This window comes from Nocardia sp. NPDC052316, assembly GCF_044547795.1.
Taxonomy (GTDB): domain Bacteria; phylum Actinomycetota; class Actinomycetes; order Mycobacteriales; family Mycobacteriaceae; genus Nocardia.
On the sequence record NZ_JBIUBB010000002.1, the window covers coordinates 987,385 to 1,009,666 of the forward strand.

Annotated in this window: 22 protein-coding genes; 9 read left to right on the plus strand and 13 right to left on the minus strand. The window is 68.2% G+C overall.

Features of this window, described 5'->3' with window-relative positions; genetic code table 11:
- Positions 1 to 142: 142 nt before the first annotated feature.
- Positions 143 to 1,594, plus strand: coding sequence for an MFS transporter (locus ACIHA7_RS11270; RefSeq protein WP_397288141.1), 1,452 nt, complete (start codon positions 143 to 145; stop codon positions 1,592 to 1,594).
- 161 nt (positions 1,595 to 1,755) lie between these two features.
- On the opposite strand, the gene ACIHA7_RS11275 is transcribed toward ACIHA7_RS11270, so the two are convergent.
- Both ACIHA7_RS11275 and ACIHA7_RS11280 read right to left on the minus strand, forming a co-directional pair.
- A complete protein-coding gene (locus tag ACIHA7_RS11275) occupies positions 1,756 to 2,262 on the minus strand; it encodes a GNAT family N-acetyltransferase (protein ID WP_397288143.1) in 507 nt (168 codons plus the stop codon).
- Between the two features lie 27 nt (positions 2,263 to 2,289).
- Positions 2,290 to 3,423 (minus strand): MCE family protein, encoded by a 1,134-nt coding sequence (locus tag ACIHA7_RS11280; protein WP_397288718.1) that lies wholly within the window; start codon positions 3,421 to 3,423, stop codon positions 2,290 to 2,292.
- Between the two features lie 128 nt (positions 3,424 to 3,551).
- On the opposite strand from ACIHA7_RS11280, the gene ACIHA7_RS11285 reads away from it, so the two are divergent.
- Positions 3,552 to 4,904, plus strand: coding sequence for a cytochrome P450 (locus ACIHA7_RS11285; RefSeq protein WP_397288145.1), 1,353 nt, complete (start codon positions 3,552 to 3,554; stop codon positions 4,902 to 4,904).
- Positions 4,905 to 4,956: 52 nt separating this feature from the next.
- On the opposite strand, the gene ACIHA7_RS11290 is transcribed toward ACIHA7_RS11285, so the two are convergent.
- From ACIHA7_RS11290 to ACIHA7_RS11330, 9 genes are all read right to left on the minus strand, one after another.
- On the minus strand, positions 4,957 to 5,442 hold the full coding sequence (locus ACIHA7_RS11290; protein WP_397288147.1) for a glutathione peroxidase: 486 nt from the start codon (positions 5,440 to 5,442) through the stop codon (positions 4,957 to 4,959).
- Positions 5,439 to 6,665, minus strand: a complete 1,227-nt coding sequence (locus ACIHA7_RS11295; protein WP_397288149.1) for a cytochrome P450 — start codon at positions 6,663 to 6,665, stop codon at positions 5,439 to 5,441. Before ACIHA7_RS11295 ends, ACIHA7_RS11290 begins: the two co-directional genes overlap by 4 nt.
- A gap of 43 nt (positions 6,666 to 6,708) precedes the next feature.
- On the minus strand, positions 6,709 to 8,301 hold the full coding sequence (locus tag ACIHA7_RS11300) for a succinic semialdehyde dehydrogenase (protein ID WP_397288151.1): 1,593 nt from the start codon (positions 8,299 to 8,301) through the stop codon (positions 6,709 to 6,711).
- A 110-nt stretch (positions 8,302 to 8,411) separates the two neighbouring features.
- Positions 8,412 to 10,007, minus strand: coding sequence for an acyl-CoA synthetase (locus ACIHA7_RS11305; protein ID WP_397288153.1), 1,596 nt, complete (start codon positions 10,005 to 10,007; stop codon positions 8,412 to 8,414).
- A 24-nt stretch (positions 10,008 to 10,031) separates the two neighbouring features.
- A complete protein-coding gene (locus ACIHA7_RS11310) occupies positions 10,032 to 11,276 on the minus strand; it encodes a hypothetical protein (protein ID WP_397288155.1) in 1,245 nt (414 codons plus the stop codon).
- Between the two features lie 5 nt (positions 11,277 to 11,281).
- Positions 11,282 to 11,830: a nuclear transport factor 2 family protein gene (locus tag ACIHA7_RS11315; protein ID WP_397288157.1), complete on the minus strand. Its 549-nt coding sequence runs from the start codon at positions 11,828 to 11,830 to the stop codon at positions 11,282 to 11,284.
- A complete protein-coding gene (locus tag ACIHA7_RS11320) occupies positions 11,830 to 12,036 on the minus strand; it encodes a ferredoxin (protein WP_397288159.1) in 207 nt (68 codons plus the stop codon). The genes ACIHA7_RS11315 and ACIHA7_RS11320 overlap by 1 nt, the downstream gene beginning before the upstream one ends.
- Positions 12,033 to 12,839: an SDR family oxidoreductase gene (locus tag ACIHA7_RS11325; RefSeq protein ID WP_397288161.1), complete on the minus strand. Its 807-nt coding sequence runs from the start codon at positions 12,837 to 12,839 to the stop codon at positions 12,033 to 12,035. The genes ACIHA7_RS11320 and ACIHA7_RS11325 overlap by 4 nt, the downstream gene beginning before the upstream one ends.
- Complete coding sequence (locus tag ACIHA7_RS11330; protein WP_397288720.1) at positions 12,839 to 14,044, minus strand: cytochrome P450; 1,206 nt, start codon at positions 14,042 to 14,044, stop codon at positions 12,839 to 12,841. Before ACIHA7_RS11330 ends, ACIHA7_RS11325 begins: the two co-directional genes overlap by 1 nt.
- Before the next feature lie 297 nt (positions 14,045 to 14,341).
- Here ACIHA7_RS11330 and ACIHA7_RS11335 point away from each other — a divergent pair, with 297 nt between their 5' ends.
- Genes ACIHA7_RS11335 through ACIHA7_RS11360 form a run of 6 tightly spaced genes read left to right on the plus strand, consistent with a single transcriptional unit; the run spans position 14,342 to position 19,929 of the window.
- On the plus strand, positions 14,342 to 15,811 hold the full coding sequence (locus ACIHA7_RS11335) for an aldehyde dehydrogenase (RefSeq protein WP_397288163.1): 1,470 nt from the start codon (positions 14,342 to 14,344) through the stop codon (positions 15,809 to 15,811).
- Between the two features lie 15 nt (positions 15,812 to 15,826).
- Positions 15,827 to 16,576, plus strand: a complete 750-nt coding sequence (locus ACIHA7_RS11340) for an SDR family oxidoreductase (RefSeq protein ID WP_397288165.1) — start codon at positions 15,827 to 15,829, stop codon at positions 16,574 to 16,576.
- On the plus strand, positions 16,573 to 17,442 hold the full coding sequence (locus ACIHA7_RS11345) for an NAD(P)-dependent oxidoreductase (protein WP_397288168.1): 870 nt from the start codon (positions 16,573 to 16,575) through the stop codon (positions 17,440 to 17,442). The genes ACIHA7_RS11340 and ACIHA7_RS11345 overlap by 4 nt, the downstream gene beginning before the upstream one ends.
- Positions 17,439 to 17,843, plus strand: a complete 405-nt coding sequence (locus ACIHA7_RS11350; protein WP_397288170.1) for a carboxymuconolactone decarboxylase family protein — start codon at positions 17,439 to 17,441, stop codon at positions 17,841 to 17,843. The genes ACIHA7_RS11345 and ACIHA7_RS11350 overlap by 4 nt, the downstream gene beginning before the upstream one ends.
- A 12-nt stretch (positions 17,844 to 17,855) precedes the next feature.
- On the plus strand, positions 17,856 to 19,325 hold the full coding sequence (locus tag ACIHA7_RS11355) for an FAD-dependent oxidoreductase (RefSeq protein WP_397288172.1): 1,470 nt from the start codon (positions 17,856 to 17,858) through the stop codon (positions 19,323 to 19,325).
- 25 nt (positions 19,326 to 19,350) lie between these two features.
- On the plus strand, positions 19,351 to 19,929 hold the full coding sequence (locus ACIHA7_RS11360; protein WP_397288174.1) for a TetR/AcrR family transcriptional regulator: 579 nt from the start codon (positions 19,351 to 19,353) through the stop codon (positions 19,927 to 19,929).
- On the opposite strand, the gene ACIHA7_RS11365 is transcribed toward ACIHA7_RS11360, so the two are convergent.
- Positions 19,916 to 20,374, minus strand: coding sequence for a hypothetical protein (locus ACIHA7_RS11365; protein WP_397288176.1), 459 nt, complete (start codon positions 20,372 to 20,374; stop codon positions 19,916 to 19,918). The two genes, ACIHA7_RS11360 and ACIHA7_RS11365, sit on opposite strands and share 14 nt — an antisense overlap.
- Positions 20,375 to 20,471: 97 nt before the next feature.
- On the opposite strand from ACIHA7_RS11365, the gene ACIHA7_RS11370 reads away from it, so the two are divergent.
- Positions 20,472 to 21,470, plus strand: coding sequence for a GlxA family transcriptional regulator (locus tag ACIHA7_RS11370; RefSeq protein WP_397288178.1), 999 nt, complete (start codon positions 20,472 to 20,474; stop codon positions 21,468 to 21,470).
- Here the strand turns inward: ACIHA7_RS11370 and ACIHA7_RS11375 are convergent.
- Positions 21,445 to 22,194, minus strand: coding sequence for an SDR family oxidoreductase (locus tag ACIHA7_RS11375; RefSeq protein WP_397288180.1), 750 nt, complete (start codon positions 22,192 to 22,194; stop codon positions 21,445 to 21,447). The genes ACIHA7_RS11370 and ACIHA7_RS11375 overlap by 26 nt on opposite strands.
- Between the last annotated feature and the right edge of the window lie 88 nt (positions 22,195 to 22,282).

Consider the following 22,282-nt stretch of genomic DNA (forward strand, 5'->3'; position numbering starts at 1 on the left):
AGTGGCGTGCGCCACAGTTGACCGTAGCCCTCTTTTGCATGAGTGAAAACTCCCGAATGCCCGAATCGGCTATCCGGGTGTTGCCGATACCAGTGTCAACGGGCTCCTGTTACCGGTGCTGCCGAGCCAGCAAGCTCGAGGCATGACGCAGATCTTGTCGCCGGATGCGACAGCCGCCCAGCCGGTTGCCGCTCCCCCGGCCGCTCCACCCGCCGCGTACGGTGCGCGGCGCACCATGGCCATCCTCATCGTGATTCTCACCGGTCAATTCATGGCCGTGCTCGACGCCTCCATCGTCAATGTCGCGATTCCGTCGATTCGCAGTTCCCTGGACACCTCCGGCGCGGCCTTGCAGCTGATCGTGGCCGGTTACGTGATCGCCTACGCCGTGCTGCTGGTGACCGGCGCCCGCCTCGGCGACCGGTTCGGTCAGCGGCGGATGTTCATCGCCGGGCTGGCGCTGTTCACGCTCGCCTCGCTGGTCTGCGGGCTGGCCTGGAACGAGGCATCGCTCATCGTGTTCCGGTTCGCCCAGGGTGTCGGGGCGGCGGCGATGGTGCCGCAGATCATGACGCTCATCCAGCGCACCTTCACCGGTAATGCACGAGCCAAGGCGCTGAGCGTGTACTCCGCGATCATCTCGGGCGGCATGGTCGCCGGGCAGGTGCTCGGCGGGCTCATCGTCAGCGCCGATCTGTGGGGCAGCAGTTGGCGCGGAGTGTTCCTGGTCAATGTGCCGATCGGGGTGGTGCTACTGGTGTCGGCGCCGCGGATTCTGCCGACCGTGACCGAGCGTTTCGACCGCAAGCTCGACCTGGCCGGGCTCACCGTGCTCACCGCCGCCGTGCTCGCGCTCGTGCTGCCGCTGGTGCTCGGCCGCGAGCTGGGCTGGCCGGTGTGGTCCTGGATCTCGTTGGGCGCCTGCGTGCTTGCCTTCGCCGCGTTCGTCGGGATCGAGCGGGCCGTGGCGGCGCGCGACGGTGAGCCGTTGTTCTCGCACCGGGTGCTTGCCGCGCCGGGGCTGCTGCTCGCCGCCGCGACGCTGTTCGTGATCATGGCGACCTTCGGCGGCTGGATGTTCGTGATGGCCATCCACCTGCAGAGCACGCTCGGGTACAGCGCGCTGCACGCCGGGCTGCTGTTCATTCCGATGGGCGTCACGTTCGCCGTCACCGGGCTGAACTGGGAACGCATCCCAGACCGCCTGCACGCCAAGATGATTCCGTTCGGCCTCGTGCTGGCCGCGGCGAGCATGGTGGCGGTGGGCGCGTTACTGCGCAACGGTGCCGACGTAGGACCGCTCGCGCTGACGCTGCTCGGGGTGTGCGGGGTCGGCAACGGTCTCGCGTTCAGCCCGCTGATGACGCGGACGCTGGCCAAGGTGCCGATGAGCCTGGCCGCGGACGCCAGCGGAATTCTGGTGACCAATGTGCAGCTGGGGATCGTGGTCGGCATCGCCTCGTTCGGCACGCTGTTCCTCGCGCTGGCGGGCAGCACGACGCTGTCGGCGGCGCACGCGCTCGGTGGCACGGCCATCGCGGAAGGAGTGACGGTACTGGTGGCGGCCGCACTCTCGGTCCGCGCGGCGCGATAACAAAAGGTGCGCGGACCCCGGCCCGGGGTTCGCGTTATCGACTGCTTGGTAACCCCCGAACGCCAGGAACGCGGGCCTACCCGCACCGACTGTCGGGAGCTGCACCCACTACGGACCCCAACAGCCAGTGCCGATCCTGAGAACCGGTGCGGCTCTTGCGCTCAATGTGGCAGTGCGACGTGCACGCGATGGTCGGCGCCGTAGTGGACGCCGGTGCCTACGGCCAGGAAGCCGAGGCGGGCGGCCAGTTGGAGACTGGGCTTGTTGTCGACATGGACGAGAGCCCAGACCGAGTGCAGGGCGAGATCGGTGAGGGCGTGGTGCAAGAGGGCGGCCGCGGCCTCGGTGGCGAGCCCGCGCCCGCCGTGGGCAGGGCTGAGGTACCAGCCGATCTCAGGCAGGTTGCCGGGTAGTTCCCACGACGGGCGGAGGTGGCCGATGCCGACGACGGTGCCGCAGTGCAGGAAGGCCCAGTGGCCCATGCCCGGCGGCCCGTCGAAGGCGAGCCGCTGCCGCATCATTGCCCGCGCGTTGTCCGGAGCGCTGATGTCGAGGTCGAGGTAGGTGCTCATGCTTTTGTCTGCGAAGATCTCGACGACGGCGTCGGTGTGCTCGGCGCGCAGCGGCACCAGTGTCAGTCTCTCGGTGCCCAAGGTGGTTTGGCCCATGCATCGATCCTGCACGCCCACAACGGGTCACGGCGGTGCGACTCCTGGTAGTCCGGCGAACAGGATTTGGAAGACCTTGGGGGCGTTGACTTTCAGGGTGGTGGAGGGGGCGTAGGGGGTGTTCTCGGCGGTGTCGGTCACGATGTACGGCGCGTGGGAGCCGGGGATGCGGTCGAGGATGCCGGTGCAGCGCGGGCCGCCGGTGGCGTTGACCTTGGGGAGGTCGTCGGGGTAGGCGTAGGGCTCGCCGCCGTACATGAAGCCCGCGTTGAAGACGGCGCCCGGTTGGATGCCACCGACGAACGATTCGGCGGCCGGTAGCGTTTCGGCCAGGCCGAGGACAAGGCAATTCAGTACCGGCTTATACGTGTTCAGCAGACCGGTGGTGGGGCGGAGCAGAACGAGGGTCGCGGCGAGGTGGTGTTCGTTTTCGGTGAGTACGGCGTGGGTGGTGTCGGCCAGCCCGATGACGTTCAGCAGCACCGCATCCAGGTCGGCTGCCTGGCCGATGAGGGTGGCGCCGGTCGTGGTCATGTTGGCCGCGGTGTGCAACAGTTCGTCGACGGTGTCGGCGTAGAGGCCGGTGACCTCGGCTGCGGCGATCGTATCGCGGTGCAGGGCAGGCAGACTGGGATTGATGTCGCGGAGATAGGTGGCGGCGCGGACCAGTAGGTCGCCGAGTATGTCGCCGCGCCCCTGTAGTGCGGTGGACAGGGCGGTGAGGGTGGCGTTGAGCCGCTCCGGCGCGATCTGCTCCAGAATCCGCGTGAGCTGTTCGAACAAGGTGTTGAATTCGACGGTCACCGCGTCCGCGTGCACGGTGGCACCGTCGCGCAACCGGTCGATCGAAGGATGCGGCGGGACAACGAAGTTCACGTACTTCCCGCCGAAGATCGTGGTGGAGCGGATGTCCACCCGCACATTCGCCGGAACTAATTGCAGGGACTCGGGATCGAGCGCGAGCCGCAACCGCACCCGGTCGGCCAGCCGCCCCACCGACTCCACCCGCCCTATCTCCACTCCGCGCAGCTTCACCTTCGCCGCGGGATCGAGCACGAGTCCGCTGCGCGGCGCGTCCACGGTAACGATGGCGGTCGCGACGTACCGGCCGGTGAACATCGAAAGCGCCACACCAACTATGGCGACCAGCACGACGACCATGGCGGCACCGGCCAGTTTCCACCGAATGGCCGACCACAGCGACCATCTTGCCCGGTCACCTGTGTCGTAGTAATGTCCAGACACGTGTCCATGATAGGTTCGGACCGCGATCCCCGGGAGGGTTTCCGATGACTCTGGTTACGCCGCAACGCGTTTCGGGCGCACAGCAGGAACTGGGTCATCTGCCGGAGTTCCGGACCGACCCGATCGGATTGATGCGCAGGGTGCGCGCGGAGTGCGGCAATGTCGGGTCCTTCGACCTGGCGGGACGACAGGTGATCCTGCTGTCCGGCGCGGAAGCCAACGAGTTCTTCTTCCGTTCCGGGGACGAGGATCTCGATCAGGCGGCCGCGTATCCGTTCATGAAGCCGATCTTCGGCGAGGGCGTCGTCTTCGACGCACCGCCAGAACGCCGCAAGGAGATGCTGCACAACCAGGCCCTGCGCGCCGAGCAGATGCGCGGCCACGCGGCGACGATCGCCCGCGAGGTGGACCGGATGCTGGCGCGCTGGAGTGATGCCGGCGAGATCGACCTGCTGGATTTCTTCGCCGAACTGACCATCTACACCTCCTCCGCCTGCCTCATCGGCGTCAAGTTCCGCGACGAGCTGGATGAACGATTCGCCCGGCTCTACCACGATCTGGAGCGCGGCACCGACGCCCTGGCATACGTGGACCCCTACGCCCCCATCGAGAGCTTCCGCCGCCGCGACGCCGCCCGCGCCGAACTCGTCGAGCTGGTCCAGGGCATCATGGACACCCGCGCCGCGAATCCCCCCGCCGACAAGGACGATCGGGACATGCTCGACGTCCTGGTCTCGATCACAGACGAGCACGGCACCCCGCGATTCAGCGCCAGCGAGATCACCGGCATGTTCATCTCGATGATGTTCGCCGGGCACCACACCACCTCGGGTACCGCGGCCTGGACGGTGATCGAACTCCTGCGCCACCCCGACCACCTGCGCCGGGTGGTCGCCGAACTCGACGACCTGTACGCCGACGGCTCCGACATCAGTTTCGGCGCGCTACGCCGGATCCCGAACCTGGAGGCGGTACTCAAGGAGACGCTGCGTTTGCACCCGCCGCTGATCGTGTTGATGCGGGTGGCCCGCGGCGATTTCGAGGTGTGCGGGCATCACATCGCGCCGGGCGACCTGGTGGCCGCCTCCCCCGCGATCTCCAACCGGATCGCCGAGGACTTCCCGGCTCCGGACCTGTTCGACCCCGAGCGCTACGCCGACCCGAGGCAGGAAGACATCGTCAACCGGTGGACCTGGATCCCGTTCGGCGCCGGACGGCACCGCTGCGTCGGCGCGCCGTTCGCCCTGATGCAGTTGAAGGCGATCTTCTCGATCCTGCTGCGGGACTGGGAGTTCGAGATGGCACAGCCCTCGGCGAGCTACCGCAACGACCACAGCAAGATGGTGGTGCAGCTCATGCAACCCTGCACCGTGCGCTACCGCAGACGGCAACGCTGACCCCCGAACATGATTCGAGGCCCGTCCACCTAGACGGGCCTCGAACATGCACTCAGAGCAAAGATTCGATCGATGCGACGAGCGCCGCCGCGTCGGGGGCGACGGTCGGGCGGAACCGCCCCGCCACCTTGCCGTCGCGGTCGATCAGGAACTTCTCGAAGTTCCACTGCACGTCACCGGCCGCACCGTCGGCGTCGGGGGTCTCGACCAGCGTCCGATACAGCGGGTGCTGGTTCTCGCCGTTGACGTCGGCCTTGTCCAGCAACGGGAAATCGACGCCGTAGGTGGTCGAGCAGAATTCCTGGATCTCCTCGGCCGAGCCGGGCTCCTGGCCCATGAACTGGTTGCACGGCACCCCGATCACGCTGAAACCGCGCGGGCCGTAGGACTTCTGCAACTCGACCAGCCCGGAGTACTGCGGCGTGAGACCACACTTGGAGGCCACGTTCACCAGCAGCACCACCTTGTCGCCGACCAGCTCGGACAGTGTCGTGGATTCCCCGCTCAGCGTCTGCAGCGGTACGTCTCGAAGACTCATTCGTATCGGACCTGCCAATTCTTTATTCCGTTGATCCACCCCGACCGCAACCGTACCGGATCTGCCACCTCGGTGATCTTGGGCATGGCCTCGGCGATGGCGTTGAACATCAGGTCGATCTCCAGCCTGGCCAGGCTCGCGCCGACACAGTAATGCGCGCCGGTGCCGCCGAAACCGACATGCGGATTGGGATCGCGCAGCACGTCGAAGGTGAACGGATCAACGAACGCGTCCTCATCGAAGTTGGCGGAGCCGTAGAACAGTCCGACCCGGTCGCCTTCCCTGATCCGGGCGCCGCCGATCTCGGTATCCGCGGTGGCGGTCCGCTGGAACGCGGTCACCGGCGTCGCCCACCGGACGATCTCGTCGGGCGCGGTGCGCGGGCGCTGTTGTTTGTAGAGCTCCCACTGCTCCGGATGATCCACGAACGCTTTCATGCCGTGCGTAATGGCATTGCGTGTTGTTTCATTACCCGCCACCGAAAGCAGAATGACGAAGAAGCCGAATTCGTCGGAGCCGAGCGACTCACCGTCCACATCGGCGTGCACCAGTTCGGACACGATATCCCCGGCCGGATTACCGCGCCGCTCCTCGGCCAGATTCCAGGCGTAACCGAGAATTTCGGCCGAGGCCAGCGCGGGGTCACCGTAGTCCGGATCGTCGTAGCTGAGCATCTGGTTCGACCAGTCGAACAGCTTGCGCCGGTCCGCCTGCGGCACGCCGATCAGCTCGGCGATCGCCTGCAGCGGTAGCTCGCAGGCGACCTGCTCGACGAAGTTCCCGCCGCCGGTCTTTTTCGCCTCGTGCACAATGGCATGCGCGCGTTCGGTCAATGCCGCGCGCAATCCCTCCACCGCGCGCGGGGTGAAACCCTTGGTGATGATCTTGCGGAACTTGGAGTGCTTCGGCGGATCCATGTTCACCAGTAGCACGCTCGACGCCGCCTGCTGCTCCGGCGTGATGTCGTCGGACAACCGGATGATCGAGCCCTTCCGCGCCGAGGAGAACAGCTCGGAATTCCGGGAGATCTCCTTGACGTCGTCGAGTGTGCTCACCACCCAGTAGCCGCCGTCGCGGAAACCGCCGGAGTGGTCGTCGGGTTGCGGATTCCACCAGACCGGCGCGGTCCGGCGCAGCATCGCGAACTCCTCGATGGGCCTTCGCGTCTCCCACAGCGCCGGATCGGTGAAGTCGAATCCGGCCGGCAACGACGGTGTCGCCACGGCTACCTCCTCGGGTGGTACTGCGAACCGCGCCGAATCGTGCTCAGCGCAGCCTGGTTCGGCGCATCAGCCGCAAGGACATCAGCGTCATCTTCAATTGCTTCTCGTAGGGCTGGCCCGAGCGGGCCGACAGCACCTGACGCTTGAGCACGCCGATATTGACCGTGTCGGTGTACTTGAGCAGCCCCTGGTCCCCGTGCCTTGTGCCGACGCCGGACTGCTTGACCCCACCCGACGGCGTTCCCTTGGCGGCGTAGGTCGCCACGAAACCATCGTTGATGTTGATGTTGCCCGCCTGGAGTTGGGCGGCAATGCGGCCGGCGCGGGCCAGGTCTCGGCTCCACACACTCGCGTTCAAGCCGTACTCCGTGTCGTTGGCGAGCCGGATGGCCTCCCGCTCGTCGTCGAACGGGTACACGCTCACCACGGGCCCGAAGGTTTCCAGCGTCGCGTGCGTCATATCCGGGGTGACGCCGGTGAGCACCGTCGCCTCGTAGAAGGCGGGCCCGATGTCCGGACGCGCCTTACCGCCGGTCAGCACGGTGGCGCCCTTGGCACGGGCATCCTCGACGTGGGCGGCGACCCGGTCCCGGTGCTGCTCTGACACCAGCGAACCGAACTCCGGCGTGTAGTCGTATGCGGCGCCGATCTTGCCGTTCAATTCCTCGGCGGCAGCGACCAACCGGCGCACGAACTCGTCGTGCAGACTGCGGTGCACGTAGATCCGTTCGATGTGCATGCACGCCTGGCCGGAGTTGGCGAACACCGAGAAGGCCGCGCCGGGCACCACCTCGTCGAGGTTCGCGTCGTCCAGCACCAGCATCGGGTTCTTGCCACCGAGCTCCAGGCTGCACCCGATCAGGTTGCGCCCGGCCTGTTCGCCGACCACGCGGCCGGTGGCGGTCGAGCCGGTGAACATGACGAAGTCCACGCTGTCGATCAGGGTGGGTCCGATGTCGGGGCCCTCACCGCAGACGACCTGGACGAGGCCGCGCGGCAGCCCGGCCCGGTGCAGCAGCTCGACGCCGTAGAGGACGCACAGCGCGGTCTTGTTGTCCGGCTTGAGGATTACGCCGTTACCCGCCATCAGCGCGGGCATCGCATCGGACAGCGCGATCGCGAACGGGAAGTTCCACGGCGCGATCACCGCGACCAGCCCCTTGGGCCGGTGCTCCTCGGTCGAGGTGGTCACGATCGGCATCGGACCGCCGCGGCGCTTCGAACGCAGCACGCGGCGTGCGGTTTTCAGGTAGTGGCTGATGACCATCGGCACGTCGCACGACTCCTCGACGGCCATCCGCCGGGTCTTGCCGCAGCCGATCTGGATGAGATCGGCGATCGTCTCGACCTCGCCGAGGATCAGTTCGTGCATCCGCCCGAAGACCCGCAGCCTGTCCCGCAGCGGTAGCGCGGACCATTCCTGTTGTGCGGCACGGGCGGTCGCGGCCGCGGCGCGGACGTCCGCCGGGGTGGACTGCGGGAGCTCGCCGACCGAAGCGCCGGTATAGACCTCCGTCATCGAGTACGGTGCGGCGGTACCGTCGGCGACGACCAGCTCGGTCAATCGGTCGATCAGTGGGCCGGTGATCCGTGCGGGCAGCGCGGCGGATGGGCTCTTCTCGGTCTCAGTACTCATCGGGGCTTCTCCATGACATGCGGCATCGCCGCAGGTATCGGGCCGGACCTTGCCACCGAATTAGAACACGTTCCTATTGTGTGGCGTGGGTGTTCGCGCAGGCTCACGATTCAATCCGCGCTGTAGTCCGGGGCGCGCTGCGCCGTGATGTCCTTGGCCCACCGGTAGTCCGGTTTCCCGCTGGGGGCTCGGACCACGCTCTCGGCCACCCAGATCTTCTTGGGCACCTTGTATCCGGCGAGATGCCGGCGCACCTGCTCGGTCAGCGCCGCGAAGTCGACCGGTTCGGCGACGGAGACCACCGCGGCGACCTGCCACCCCCACCGCTCGTGCGGGACACCGACCACCACCGCGTCGTAGATACCGTCGTGCGCCTTCACCACGCCCTCGACCTCTTCGACAAACACCTTCTCGCCGCCGGTATTGATCACCATGTTGCCCCGGCCGAGCAGCGTGACCGACCCGTCCGCCTCGATCCGCGCACGATCGTCGGTGACCACGATGCGCACCCCGTCGACCGTCTTGAACAGCTTGTCGGTCTTCACCGGATCCTTGTAGTAGCCGAGCGGCACGGACCCCGTCTTCGCCAGCCACCCTTCCTCGCCGGGCCCTACCGGACGCCCGTCGTCATCCACGACCACCGAACCGCGCCCCGTCTGCACGCGTGGCCCGCGCCCGGGATTATCGTCCTTCTGCGCGAAACCTATTCCGCCGAAACCGGTTTCCGACGAGCCGATCGAGTCGGTGACGACCAGCGACGGAAACAGTTCCAGCAGTGCGTTCTTCACCGGCTGTGACAGCAACGCGGCCCCCGAGCCGATGGCGATCAACCCCGACGCGTCGACGGGTGCGGCCCGGTAGGCGTCGATCAGCGGACGCGCCATGGCATCACCGGTGATGACCATGACCTGCGGGCGGTGCCGAACGACCGCCTGCCACACGCGATCGGCGTCGAATCGTGGTTCGAACAGCACGGCATTGCCGGACCACAGCGCGGTGAAGGTCGGCATCATAGCGGCGGCGTGGATCAGCGGCGGCAGCACGAACCAGGTGCTCTGCTGCCCCTGCGCGCCGACCCTGGACTGCTCGTACTCGTCGGCCACCGGAACGCCGGTGTAGAAGTCGATGCCGCCGCCGAGCACCCGCCACATGTCTTCCTGGCGCCACATCACGCCCTTCGGCAGACCCGTGGTGCCGCCGGTGTACATCATGAACAGGTCGTCGGCGCTGCGCTCCGGGAAGGCTCGCTCGGCCGAGCCCGCGGCGAGCGCGTCTTCGTAGCGCACGGCATCGACCGGTGCGACGGTGCCGTCCTGCACCACTATCCGGTGCCGCAGCGACGGCAACCCGGCCGCGGCGGCGTGCACCGCCTCGGCGTAGCAGGCGTGATAGACCAGCGCCGCGAGGTCCGCGTTGTCGTAGACATACCGCAGTTCCTCGACGCCGTAGCGGTAGTTGATATTGATGGGCACGGCGCGGATCTTGAAGCAGGCGAGCAAGGTTTCCATTGTTTCGATGCCGTTGTGCATCTGGAACCCGATGTGGGTGCCCGCACCGAGATCGGCCGATAACAGGTGCGCGGCAAGTCGATTGGCGCGCGCGTCGAGCTCCGCGAAGGTCAGGCTGCGGTCACCTTCGCGCAGTGCGACCCGATCGGGCATCGCGTCGACGGAATGTTCGAACAGGTCGGCGAAGTTACGGGCCACGGCGAATCACTTTCTCGATACTGGTCACACCACCGTCAGCGGTAAGGGGATGCCGCGATCGGTGAAGGTAAAGGCGGCGCCGGTGCTGAATCGGGTCAGCGCGACCTCCGGCGACTCGCGAAACTCCTTGTCCGTGCGAGTGATCGCCACGGTCAGCGCACGGTCGCTGGATTCGGTGGTGTGCGCGGCGAATCGGGGGTTCACCGCGCGGGCCATCGCGTCGATGGGCGCCAAGTACTCGGCGTCGATCAGCGCGGGCCAGACTCCGTCCGATACGGCACCGCTGGCACGCGGAATCGTCAGCTGGACGTTGTCCTCGGTCTGCAGCACCCGAACACCCGTATAGGACAACGGGTTCCACGCCGGATGTAGGCGGAGCACGGTGGCCAGCGCAGCCAGGTCGTCGCCGAGACGCAGCTCCTTGCGCAACCGTTCGGCGGTGAGCCCGGCGATGCCCGCGAACTGCTTGCGGCCGATCTCGATCGCCGCGTCCGCCTCGAGCCTGGCTCGCACCGCGATCAGGAAACCCATGGCCAGCAGATGATGTTGCAGGCACACCTCGTCGGCCAGGCGGACCAGCGCCGACTTCGAGAAGTCCGCGAAACGCAGATCGCTCAACAGCGGGCCCGCGTAGTCGGCCTGTCCCTCGTCGTCGGGATCGATCTCGGCCAGCTCCAGCCGCGCGGCGGCGGAGCCTGCCACCAGGTCCGCGTTCGCGGGCACCGGTGGCGGAGCATGCGCGGCATCGATGGTGACCGTCCACGCGCACATGGGTTTCCGGTCGGCCGGGCGGCGCGGCGGCCGATGGATCGGCCGCACCCGCGCGTGCGGGTTGGTGGCCAGCGCGGTGGCGTCGAAGGTCGGGTCCTCGATGTCGTGGCACATGCCGACGACGAAGTCGTCCCCCATCGGCTCCACGTCCAGCAGCGCACCGCAGTGGTCGAGCCAGAACTCGCCATGGTCGCGATCATCGACGCGGAACCGGAAATCCATGAATTGCGGCGGTGCGCCGATGTCGAGCTGTAAGCCCTTGAAGATGGTCACCACGTCGTCGCCGGTGAAGCCGAACGCCCGCTGCATGCGCCGGGTGTAGACCGGGCTGGCGAGCTGCCACTCCTCGATCGCGACGGCGGTCATCTCGGTCCGGCCGAAGGCGGCGATGGTGTGCGCCATGCCGGACCGGTCGATCAGGTGCCCGCACAGCAGCAGTTCGGGCAGCAGCGTCGCGAGGCGCGCCCGCGACAGCTGGTCGAAGTTACTCGCCGACATCTCGGTCACCACAACGACGCCGGGGCCTGACCGATGGGATACCACCCGGGCAGCGGCCCGGCGACCGACCGTTCGATGCGCTGCTGCATGCCCGCGGGCAGCACCTTCCCGGTGATCATCTCCATGAACATGTGCGAGACATTGCCGAAGTCGAAAAAGTCGCGCTGCCAGGACCATTGGAAGTCGCCGCCGTAGCGGAACCAGCTGCCGCCGATGCCCTCGGGTGAATAGTTGCGCCCGTCGGGGCGTTGCACCTCCGAGATCTGCTTCCAGAAGCCGATGACGGTGCCGCTGCGGTCGTCGATGACGAACTCCTGATACGGGTAGGTCCAGCCGTCGAGGCCCTGCATCTCCTGCCCGAGCGCCAGGTCGCGGATCTGCGCGCGGCCGACCGCCATGAACTCTTGGGTCGGCCCGTAGTTCCAGCCGTAGGTGGCGTCCTCGGTGTACATCTCCGCCAGCGGTTTCCAGTCGCCCTTCTCCTCGCAGCGCTGGTTCTCCAGCCGCCACCGCCGGACCATCTCGTCCAGCTCGTCGCGCGCGAAACTCGCCATTACCGTGCACCTTCCGTGGAAACGATCGACAAGGCCCTGGTCGGGCAGTACTCGACCGCGCGCTCGACGTCGGCGCGGGCGGCGGGCTCCGGCGTCGCCGCCAAGATCTCCACCTTGCCGCGCTTGGGCACCCGGAACGCCTGCGGCGCCTCGTCCTGACACACGGCATGGCCCTGACACAAATCCAGATCGGCGATGACTCTCACTTTTGGCTCCCGCCTTGTTCGTTCGACAGTTCCCGCAGCGGCGCCTCCGGCTGCACCTCGACCAGCACGAGGTGGGCACCGCGCGGCGCGGACACGACGGCCACCACCGCGGCGGCCAGATCGCGCGGGCGCAGCATGTTCGGATGCCGCGCGAAACCCCAGTCCTTCCACGCGTTCAGCAACGGGCCGACGACCTCCGGGGTGGAGTCCATGCCCATGCCGGTGAGCGTCGGACCCGGACGCACCACGCAGGCGCGAATACCGGTGCCCTCCAGCTCCATTCGCATCTGCACCGCCATCGCCTCCAGCCCCGCCTTCGCCGCGCTGTAGGCGCCGGTGCGCGGCCGGGGCTCCGGTGCGCAGTCCGAGCCGATCAACACGACGTCGCCGCGGCGCCGCTCGAGCATGCCTGGCAGCACCCGGTGCACCAGCCGGTGCGCGCCGACGAGGTGCACCTGGACCTGCTGCAGGAACCGCTCCGGGTCCATCTCGTGCACCGGGGAGAACTCGATGTCGCCTGCGCTGGACACCAGAATCTCGATGGGGCCCAGCGCGTTCTCCGCCGCCGCCACGAACTCGTCGATCGATGCGGCGGCGGTGACGTCCAGTCGGTGCGCGAAGGCCTCGCCGCCGTCGGCGCGAATCTTGTCCGCCAGTTCCACGCACTGCTCGACCCGGCGCGCGCCGAGCGCGACCGGATGCCCGAGCTCGGCCAGCGCGACCGCGGTGGCGGCACCGATGCCGGAGGACGCGCCCGCCACCAGCACCGGCCTGCGCGCGGGATGGGGTTCGAATCGGGCCACTATCTCGCCTCCACCACGATGGGAAGGTGCGCGAAGCCGCGCACATTCGAAGAATGCACCCGCACGATGCCCGCCTCGGCGACGTCGTAGGACCGCACCCGGGCCGCGAACTCACGCAGCGCGACCGTCGCCTCCAGCCGGGCCAGGTGCGCGCCGAGGCAGTAGTGCACGCCCGCACCGAAACTCGCCAGGCCCGCCTTGTCGGCCCGGTCGATGCGGTAGGTGTCGCCGTCCTCGAAGACGGCGGGATCGCGGTTGGCCGAGCCGATCAGCAGCAGCACCTTGGCGCCCGCCGGGATGGTGTCGCCGTAGTAGTCCAGATCGACGGTGGCCGAGCGCGCGATCACCTGACTGGAGGTGTCGTAGCGCAGCGTCTCCTCCACCCAGTCGGTGACGTGCGCGGGTTCCGCCGCGACCTTGGCGTACTCCCCCGGGTTGCGCGCGCCCCAGTACAGCGCGTTGCCGAGCAGCTTCGTTGTGGTCTCGTTGCCCGCCACCACCATCAGGAACAGAAACCCGATGATCTCCTGGTCGGACAGTGTGTCGCCGTCGATCTCGGCATCGAGCAGCGCCGAGGTGAGGTCGTCGGTCGGCGTGCGCCTGCGCTCGGCCACCATCTCGGTGTAGTAGGTGAGGAGTTCGATCGACGCCGCCACCGCCGCCTGCGGAATGTCGAGCACCCCGTCGTCGCGGTGCACGACAAGGTCGGCGAGCCTGCGGATCTCGACGCGGTCGCTCGCGGGCACGCCCATCAGCTCCGAGATGACGTCCATCGGCAGTTTGCCCGCGACCTCGTCGATCCAGTCGAAAGCACCGGACGCCACCGCGGGTTCCAGGTAGGACAGCGTCAATTCCTTGATCCGGCCCTGCATTTCGGCCACCCGCTTCGGCGTGAAGCCCTTGTAGACCAGCCGCCGCATACGCAGGTGCCGCGGATCGTCCATGGCAAGGAACGACATCACCCGGTGCGCGTGCGGACCCCAGGCAGCCGGATCGAGCGAAACCCCGTTGGCGCTGGACAGCCGGGCGCTGTCGCGGAAACCCGCGGTCACGTCGGCATGCCTGGACAAGGCCCAGAAATCCAGCTCGGCGTTGTGGTAGAGCGGCGCCTCGGTGCGCAGCCGCTGATACGTCGGGTACGGGTCCTCATGAAACCGGTAGTCGTAGGGATCGAACGTCAGGGGTTCCAACGCGGCCGTCACCACAACCACCTTGTCTTCGAGAACAAGTTCTCCCGACCGATATCGGGCCGTCCTGGCGGTCGAGGCAGATAACTGGACATGTGTCTGGACAGTACCACCGGCACACACCTCCGACAACGGTTCCGCTGGTTTACCAACACCATTGCGCATAATTCAGCCGACTCGCCCGGGAACCACGGAGATTCCGCGACCGCTGCGCCACGAATGCATCAGACTGACTGAGTTAGAACGTGTTCTTGCCAGAAATCGTCGCCTGAGACTACATTCCGTACATGTGTCCAGACAGCATCGGAGCAACGCATGAGTAGCCTGCTGCCCGCCGACGGCGCCCGCCTGCTGATCGGCGGGAAGCTGGTCGAAGGCGGCGGCGGAGTCTTCGCCACCGTCGACCCCGCGACCGAGGAGGTGCTCGGGCACGCCGCGAACGCCGACGCCGCCGACCTCGACGCGGCGGTGGCCGCCGCCCGCACCGCGTTCGACGAGAGCGACTGGTCCCGCGACCCCGCCTTCCGTGCGCACTGCCTCGAACAGCTGCGCGCCGCCTTGCAATCCCACGTCGAAGAACTGCGCGAGCTCACCATCGCCGAGGCGGGCGCGCCCGCCATGTTCACCCGCGGCCCACAGTTGGAGAGCCCGATCGCCGACCTCGCCTACTCGGCCTCGCTGGCCGAAACCTACCGCTGGGAAACCGATCTCGGCACCGCGACGCCGATGGGCATCGAGACCCGCCGGGTGCTGCGGCGCGAGCCCGTCGGGGTGGTCGGCGCGATCACCCCGTGGAACTTCCCGCACCAGATCACCTTCGCCAAGCTCGGCCCCGCCCTCGCCGCCGGAAACACCGTGGTGCTCAAGCCGGCGCCGGACACACCCTGGTGCGCGGCGGCGGTCGGCGCGATCCTGGCCGAGGAGACCGACATTCCGGCCGGGGTGGTGAACATCGTGACCGGCGCCGACCACGGGCTCGGCGCGCGCCTCACCGAGGACCCCCGGGTCGATCTGATCAGTTTCACCGGCTCGACGCAGACCGGACGCGCCGTGATGCGCGGCGCCGCAACGACACTCAAGAAGGCGTTTCTGGAACTGGGCGGCAAATCGGCGTTCATCGTGCTCGACGACGCGAATATCGCCGGAGCCTGTGCGGTGGCGGCCTTCTCGGTGTGTGTGCACGCGGGGCAGGGCTGCGCGATCACCACTCGGCTCCTCGTCCCGCGGGCGGCCTACGACGAGGCGGTGCAGGCGGCCGCCGCGACCCTCTCGGGTATCGAGCCGGGCGACCCGGCCGATCCACGGACGGTGTGCGGACCGCTCATCTCGGCGCGCCAACGCGACCGGGTGCAGCGCTACCTCGACATCGCGCGGTCCGAGGGCGGCCGCATCGTGGTCGGCGGCGGTCGGCCCGCGAATCGTGCGCGCGGCTTCTTCATCGAGCCGACCCTGATCGCGGATGTGCCGAACAGCGCGACCGTCGCGCAGGAGGAGATCTTCGGCCCGGTGCTGGTCGTCATCCCCTACGACGGTGACGACGACGCCATCCGGCTGGCCAACGACTCCCCCTACGGACTGTCCGGCTCGGTGTGGGGCACCGATCAGGAGCGGATCCGCCACGTCACCAACGGCGTACGGACCGGGACGTTGAGCGTGAACGGCGGCGTCTGGTACTCCGCCGACGCACCCTTCGGCGGCTACAAGCAGTCCGGCATCGGCCGGGAGATGGGCATCGCCGGGTTCGAGGAATACCTGGAAACCAAGCTGATCGCGACCGCTGGATAAGAGGAGCACACCGTCATGGCCCGTTTCACGGGAAGATCCGCTATCGTCACCGGCGCCGCGCAGGGCATCGGCGCCGCCTACGCCGCCGCGCTGGCCGCCGAGGGCGCCAAAGTCGTTGTCGCCGACAAGAATGCGGAGGGCGGGCAGGCGACGGTGGAGAAGATCACCGCCGACGGCGGCACCGCGCTGTTCGGCATGGTCGACGTGTCCGATCCCGAATCCGCTACCGCCCTGGCCGAATTGACGGTCGCCGAGTTCGGCGGCATCGACCACCTCGTCAACAACGCGGCCATCTACGGCGAGATGAAGCTCAACCTGCTGCTCACCGTGCCGTGGGACTACTACAAGAAGTTCATGAGCGTGAACATGGACGGCGCGCTGAACATGACCCGCGCCGTCTGGCCGCACATGCGCAAGACCGGCGGATCGATCGTCAACCAATCCTCCACCGCCGCATGGACGTACTCCAGCTTCTACGGCTTGGCCAAGGTCGGCGTCAACGGCTTGACCCAGCAGCTCGCCTTCGAGCTCGGCGGCTCGAACATCCGGATCAACGCCATCGCACCGGGCCCCATCGACACCGACGCGACCAAGACGGTGACGCCCGCGGCCATTGTGGAGGACATGGTGAACCGGCTGCCGCTCAAGCGGATGGGCACACCGGCCGACCTGGTCGGCGCCTGCCTCTACCTGCTGTCCGACGAAGCGGGCTGGGTCACCGGGCAGATCTTCAATGTCGATGGCGGACAGGTCTTCCGCGCATGACCGACGCCACGATCGGCTTCATCGGACTCGGCGCCATGGGTGCGCCGATGGCGAAGCGTCTGCTCGAATGGCCGGGTGGACTGGCGGTCTGCGACGTGCGCGCCGACGCCGTGCTGCCGTACACCGAGGCCGGTGCGGTGGCCGCCGCCGCACCCGCCGAGCTCGCCGAGCGAGCCTCGGTCATCTCGATCGCCGTGGTCGACGACGCACAGGTGCGCGACGTCATCACCGGCCCCGAGGGCCTACTGCGCGGCGCCGCCGCGGGCACCGTGGTGGCGGTGCACTCGACGATCAGCGACCGCACCGCCGAGCAGCTGGCCGCCGAATGCGCCGCGCACGATGTCGAATTCGTCGACGCACCGGTCAGCGGCGGCGCACCGGGCGCGAAGAAGGGCACCCTCGCGGTCATGGTCGGCGGCAGCGACGCGGCCTACGAACGCGTCCGCGCGCCCTTCGAGTGCTTCGCCGATCTGATCGTGCACGCGGGCCCGGTGGGCGCCGGTACTCGAATGAAGCTGGCCCGCAATCTAGTGCATTTCATCGCGTTCACCGCCACCACCGAGGCGCAGCGACTGGCCGAGGCCGCGGGACTCGACCTCACGGTGCTCGGCAAGGTGGTGCGGCACTCCGACGCCGTCACCGGCGGCCCCGGCGCGATCATGCTGCGCGACCGCACCGCACCGATCGAGGACGGCGACTTCTGGCTGCCGATCCTGCGGCATGTGCGCGATCTCGGCGAGAAGGACCTCGGTCTCGCGCTCGAACTCGGTAACCGGCTCGACATCCCACTCCCCCTCGCCGAACTCGCGCTCGAACTGCTCGGACCCGGGCTCGGCGTCGGCACCTCCGAAAGGCAATCCACATGAGCGACAACGGTTCCGCTGAGTCGGTGCGCCTGCGCGGCCTGGCCAAGATGGCCGAAGTGTACGGCACCGAGTTCAAGGACTACCCGGGCAGCCACTTCGCGGTGACCGCCGACCACCTCTTCGCCGACATCTGGTCGCGTCCCGCGCTGTCCATCCGGGACCGGCGGCTGCTGCTGCTCGGCGCGCTCACCGCGCAGGGCGCCATCGACACCGCGGGCATCCAGATCGGCGCCGCACTGCGCAACGAGGAGCTCACCGAGGAGCAACTGCACGAGATCGCGGTCTTCCTCTGCCACTACGTCGGTTGGCCGAACGGCACCAAACTGGACCTGTTGGTGGGCACCATTGTGGCGCAACAAAAGAAGGCCGCCCGCAAGCAAGAAGCCGACCGCACCGAGTGAAGGACCCGAAACATGTCTGATGCCAACACCCTTCGGCCGCTGCGCGCGAGCAGCGTCACCGAGTGGGACCTGCACGCCGACGTAGTCGTGGCCGGTTACGGCATCGCCGGGGTCTGCGCCGCGATCGAGGCCGCCCGCGCGGGCGCCGAGGTGCTGATCCTGGAACGCACCGGCGGCTGGGGTGGCGCGGCCGCGATGGCGGGCGGCTTCATCTATCTCGGCGGCGGCACCCCGCTGCAACAGGCCCTCGGCTTCGAGGACACGCCGGAGAACATGGAGACCTTCCTGCTCGCGGCGCTCGGCCCCGGCGTGGACAAGGCCAAGATCGCCGACTACTCGCGCGGCAGCGTCGAGCACTACAACTGGCTCGTCTCGTGCGGTGTGCCGTTCCGCGAAGCCTTCTGGGGTGAGCCGGGATGGGAGCCGCCGCACGACGAGGGCCTGATGTACTCCGGCGGTGAGAACGCCGCCCCGTTCAACGCGATAGCGAAACCGGCGCCGCGCGGCCATGTTCCGCAGTTCGCCGACAAGAAGATCGGCCGCAAGAGCGGCGGCTACATGCTGATGAAGCCGCTGGCCGAGACCGCCGAAGCACTCGGTGTCGCCGTCGAATACGACCTGCGGATCGGCAGGCTGGTGGTGGACGACGCCGATCGCGTGGTCGGGGTGCTCGCCAAACGCTACGGCAAGGACGTCGCCATCCGGGCCGACCGCGGCGTCGTCCTGGCCACCGGCAGTTTCGCCTACCACCAGCAGATGATCGAGGGGTACGCGCCGCGTCTGATCGGCAGGCCCGCCGCCGCGATCGAGGAGCACGACGGCATCGGCATCCGGCTCGCCCAAGCGCTCGGGGCGGAGCTGGCGCACATGGACGCCACCGAGGTCGCCTTCTTCGGCGACCCGCAGCTGATGGCGCGCGGCATCCTGGTGAACGGGCGCGGCCAGCGGTTCATCGCCGAGGACACCTACCCGGGCCGGATCGGCCAGGCGGCGCTGATCCAGCAGGAGAACCAGGCCTTCCTGGTGATCGACGAGGCGTCCTACGAAGCCGGGCTGGCCACCGAGACCGCCACCCCGTTCTTCCGGCAGCCACCGACGTGGGCCGCCGAGACGGTGGCGGAACTCGAGTCCGACATGGGCCTGCCGACCCTGGCGCTGCAAGCCACCGTCGACTGCTACAACCTGCACGCCGCCGACGGCAAGGACCCGCTGCTCGGCAAGAAGCCGGAATGGGTTCGGCCGCTGCGCGGTTCGCTGGCCGCGTTCGACATGCGCGGGTACACGGCGGGTTTCACCCTCGGCGGCCTGCGCACCGATCTGGATTCCCGGGTGCTGCACGTCTCCGGCGAGCCGATCCCCGGGCTGTTCGCCGCAGGGCGCTGCACCTCCGGGCTGTGCGCGGGCGGGTACGTGAGCGGGGCTTCGCTGGGTGACGGTAGTTTCTACGGCCGCAGGGCGGGCATCGCCGCGGCGAAGAACTGACCTGCCCGTAGTAGTATCCAGACACATGTCCGAATCCGATCCCGTCCTGGTCGAGGCGACCCGCCGCAGGCTCTCCGGCAAGCAGGCCGACACCGTCGACAAGCTCACCAGGTCGGCGGTGGAAGTGCTTGCCCGCGAAGGGTTCGCGGGCATGACGATCCGGCTGGTCGCCGCGGCGGCGGGGGTCGGCACGGCCACCGCATACACCTACTTCTCCTCGAAGGAGCACCTGGTCGCCGAGATCTTCTGGCGGCGTTTGGTTTCCGCGCCCTCGCCGGCCAGCGAGGACCCGGACCCGACAGTCCGGGTGGTCGCCGAACTGCGCGATATCGCCATGCTTGTCGCCGACGAGCAGGAGCTGTCCGGCGCGGTCACCAGCGCGCTGCTCGGCCGCGACCCCGATGTGGTGCATCTGCGCGGTCGCATCGGGACCGAGATCCGCAAGCGGATCATGCGGGCGCTCGGCCCGGACGCGGACCCGGATGTCGTCGAATCCCTGGAGTTGCTCTACGCGGGTGCGCTGGTGCGCGCGGGAATGGGCTACGCGTCCTACTCCGAGATCGCCGATCGAATCGAGAAGTCCGCGTTGCTCATCCTGAAGTAACGGCGCCGAGCACCAGGAACAGCGCGATCAGCACGTCGATCACCGCGCAGAACTCCGCGTACCAGCGCGGCACCATGCGGTCGGCCCGATGATGCGCGAAATCCCAGATGCCGTGCGCGAGGAACCCGGCGGCGAGCAGGTAGCTGCCGAGGGTGACGTCGACGAGCAGGATGACCACGGCCAGTCCGACGAAGGCCACGAAGGCGGCGCTCTGCACCAGCAGCACGGTGCGGCCGTGCAGGTGACCGCGGTACAACCCGAAGGCCGGATACGCTACGGCGGCGCCGATCAGGACCGTCACCCCGATCCAGGACACCTCGGGTGCGGCGAAGGCGAGGGCGAGCAGCACCCCGGCCACCGTCGGCCATCGGCGTTTCAGTACTGCGAGGAGGGCGTTGGCGGGTGGTGCGGAAGTCGCGACCGCGGGCGCTGTTTCGAAGACCATGGCGTCACCGTGCCCGCAGGGCCCGCCCCTGCACAATGCACGGAACCCGCGATGTCCGAAAACTTGGGAAGCCTGTCATTCGACGTAGGCTGGCGGCGTGCACGCGCGCGAGGTCGTCATCGTCGGGTATCACCAGAGCGAGCTGGTCGAGATCTCCGGAGTGTCCAGCTGCATGGACGTGGCGAACCGGATCGGCGTCGACCCGCCCTACCGGGTGCGGCTGGCCACCCCGGGCGGTCACGACATCACCAGTCAGTCGGGTCTGGTGTTGCGCGGCGAGTACAGCCTCGAACGCCTCACCGGCCCGCTCGACACCCTCGTCGTCGCAGGCGGATTCGGTAGTCGCGCCGCCGCGAACAACGCCCGGGTCGTCGGGCATGTGCGGCGGCTCGCCGGGGAGAGCGCACGGGTCGCCTCCGTCTGCACCGGGGCCGAGATACTCGCCGCGGCAGGACTACTCGATGGCAAGCGGGTGACCACCCACTGGCTGTTCGCGGACCGGATCGCGGCCACCTACCCGAAGGTCACCATGGACCCGGGGCCGATCTATATCCGCGCACAGAACGTGATCACGGCCGCCGGCGTGACCAGCGCGTTCGACCTCGCACTAGCGTTCATCGAGGACGATCACGGCGCGGAGGCCGCGCGCGAGGTGGCCCGCGCACAGGTCACCTATCTGCACCGCCCGGGCAACCAGGCACAGATGAGCATGTTCATGGCGGCACCACCTGCCGAGCACGACCTCGTCCGGCGCGCGGTGGCCTATGTCAACAGCCACCTGGACCAGGATCTGTCCACCAGCACCGTCGCGGCCGAGATCGGCGTCAGCGAACGACATCTCACCCGATTGTTCGTCACCGAGCTCGGCCACACTCCTGGCCGCTTCGTGCGCCGATCCCGCACCGAGGCGGCGGCCCAGCTGCTGGCGGGCACCCGCCTGCCGGTCGCCGCGATCGCCACCCGGTGCGGTTTCGGCTCGGCCGAGACCCTGCGCCAGGCCTTCGTCGACCGCTACGGCACCTCGCCGTCCCGCTTCCGGGTCGCGTATGCCGACGCGGGCGTTCCGGACGTCACCGTCCGCCCGCGACGTCGATGAACGTGCCGGTGACATACGAGGCCCGCTCGGACAGCAGCCAGACAATGGCTTCGGCGACCTCCTCCGGTCGGCCGCCGCGACGCATCGGCAGGCTCGGCGCGATACGGTCGACGCGGCCCGGTTCGCCGCCATCGGCGTGCATGTCGGTGTGGATGAAACCGGGGCGCACCGCATTCACTCGGATGCCCTCCGCCGCGACTTCGACGGAGAGCCCGCGGGTGAAGGTGTCCAGGGCACCTTTGCTCGCGGCGTAGTCGACGTACTCCCCCGCCGAACCAAGCCGGGCCGCCGCCGAGGACACATTGACGATCGCGCCGCCTTTACCCCCGTGCTCGGTGGACATGCGCTGGACGGCGTATTTCGTGCACAGCATCGGGGCGACGACATTCACCGTCATCACACGGTGCAGCCGTGCGGCGTCGAGTTCGACCACCCGGCACTGGGTTTCGAGCGTCGCCGCGTTGTTGACCAGGCCGCGGAGCGTACCGAGCTCGGCGTCGACGGTGCGGAACAACGCGTCGATGTCGGCGGGGTCGCTCATGTCGACGCGTACCGCGAGCGCGCTGCCGCCTTCTTCGGCGATGTCGGCGACCACCGCCTCCGCCGCGGCACTGTCGGCCCGATAGGTCAGGCAGACGCGGTGGCCGGCCCGCGCCAGCAACCGGGCCGTTGCCGCGCCGATACCCCGGCTACCACCGGTGACGATCACTGTTCCCACGTCCACTGCCGCGGTACCTCCATACTCGAGTGACTTGCGTCCGGTTGTACCGAAAGCGAACCATCGGCACACCTGATCCTCGTATCTTTGCCGT

Bases quoted from the DNA above. Each gene is read 5' to 3' on its own strand.
- ACIHA7_RS11335 (WP_397288163.1), top strand. From the start codon at position 14,342: ATGAGTAGCCTGCTGCCCGCCGACGGCGCCCGCCTGCTGATCGGCGGG.
- ACIHA7_RS11365 (WP_397288176.1), bottom strand. From the start codon at position 20,374: ATGGTCTTCGAAACAGCGCCCGCGGTCGCGACTTCCGCACCACCCGCC.
- ACIHA7_RS11355 (WP_397288172.1), top strand. From the start codon at position 17,856: ATGTCTGATGCCAACACCCTTCGGCCGCTGCGCGCGAGCAGCGTCACC.
- ACIHA7_RS11290 (WP_397288147.1), bottom strand. From the start codon at position 5,442: ATGAGTCTTCGAGACGTACCGCTGCAGACGCTGAGCGGGGAATCCACG.
- ACIHA7_RS11275 (WP_397288143.1), bottom strand. From the start codon at position 2,262: ATGGGCCAAACCACCTTGGGCACCGAGAGACTGACACTGGTGCCGCTG.
- ACIHA7_RS11315 (WP_397288157.1), bottom strand. From the start codon at position 11,830: ATGGCGAGTTTCGCGCGCGACGAGCTGGACGAGATGGTCCGGCGGTGG.
- ACIHA7_RS11350 (WP_397288170.1), top strand. From the start codon at position 17,439: ATGAGCGACAACGGTTCCGCTGAGTCGGTGCGCCTGCGCGGCCTGGCC.
- ACIHA7_RS11345 (WP_397288168.1), top strand. From the start codon at position 16,573: ATGACCGACGCCACGATCGGCTTCATCGGACTCGGCGCCATGGGTGCG.
- ACIHA7_RS11285 (WP_397288145.1), top strand. From the start codon at position 3,552: ATGACTCTGGTTACGCCGCAACGCGTTTCGGGCGCACAGCAGGAACTG.
- ACIHA7_RS11280 (WP_397288718.1), bottom strand. From the start codon at position 3,423: ATGGTCGTCGTGCTGGTCGCCATAGTTGGTGTGGCGCTTTCGATGTTC.
- ACIHA7_RS11300 (WP_397288151.1), bottom strand. From the start codon at position 8,301: ATGAGTACTGAGACCGAGAAGAGCCCATCCGCCGCGCTGCCCGCACGG.
- ACIHA7_RS11340 (WP_397288165.1), top strand. From the start codon at position 15,827: ATGGCCCGTTTCACGGGAAGATCCGCTATCGTCACCGGCGCCGCGCAG.
- ACIHA7_RS11310 (WP_397288155.1), bottom strand. From the start codon at position 11,276: ATGTCGGCGAGTAACTTCGACCAGCTGTCGCGGGCGCGCCTCGCGACG.
- ACIHA7_RS11270 (WP_397288141.1), top strand. From the start codon at position 143: ATGACGCAGATCTTGTCGCCGGATGCGACAGCCGCCCAGCCGGTTGCC.
- ACIHA7_RS11360 (WP_397288174.1), top strand. From the start codon at position 19,351: ATGTCCGAATCCGATCCCGTCCTGGTCGAGGCGACCCGCCGCAGGCTC.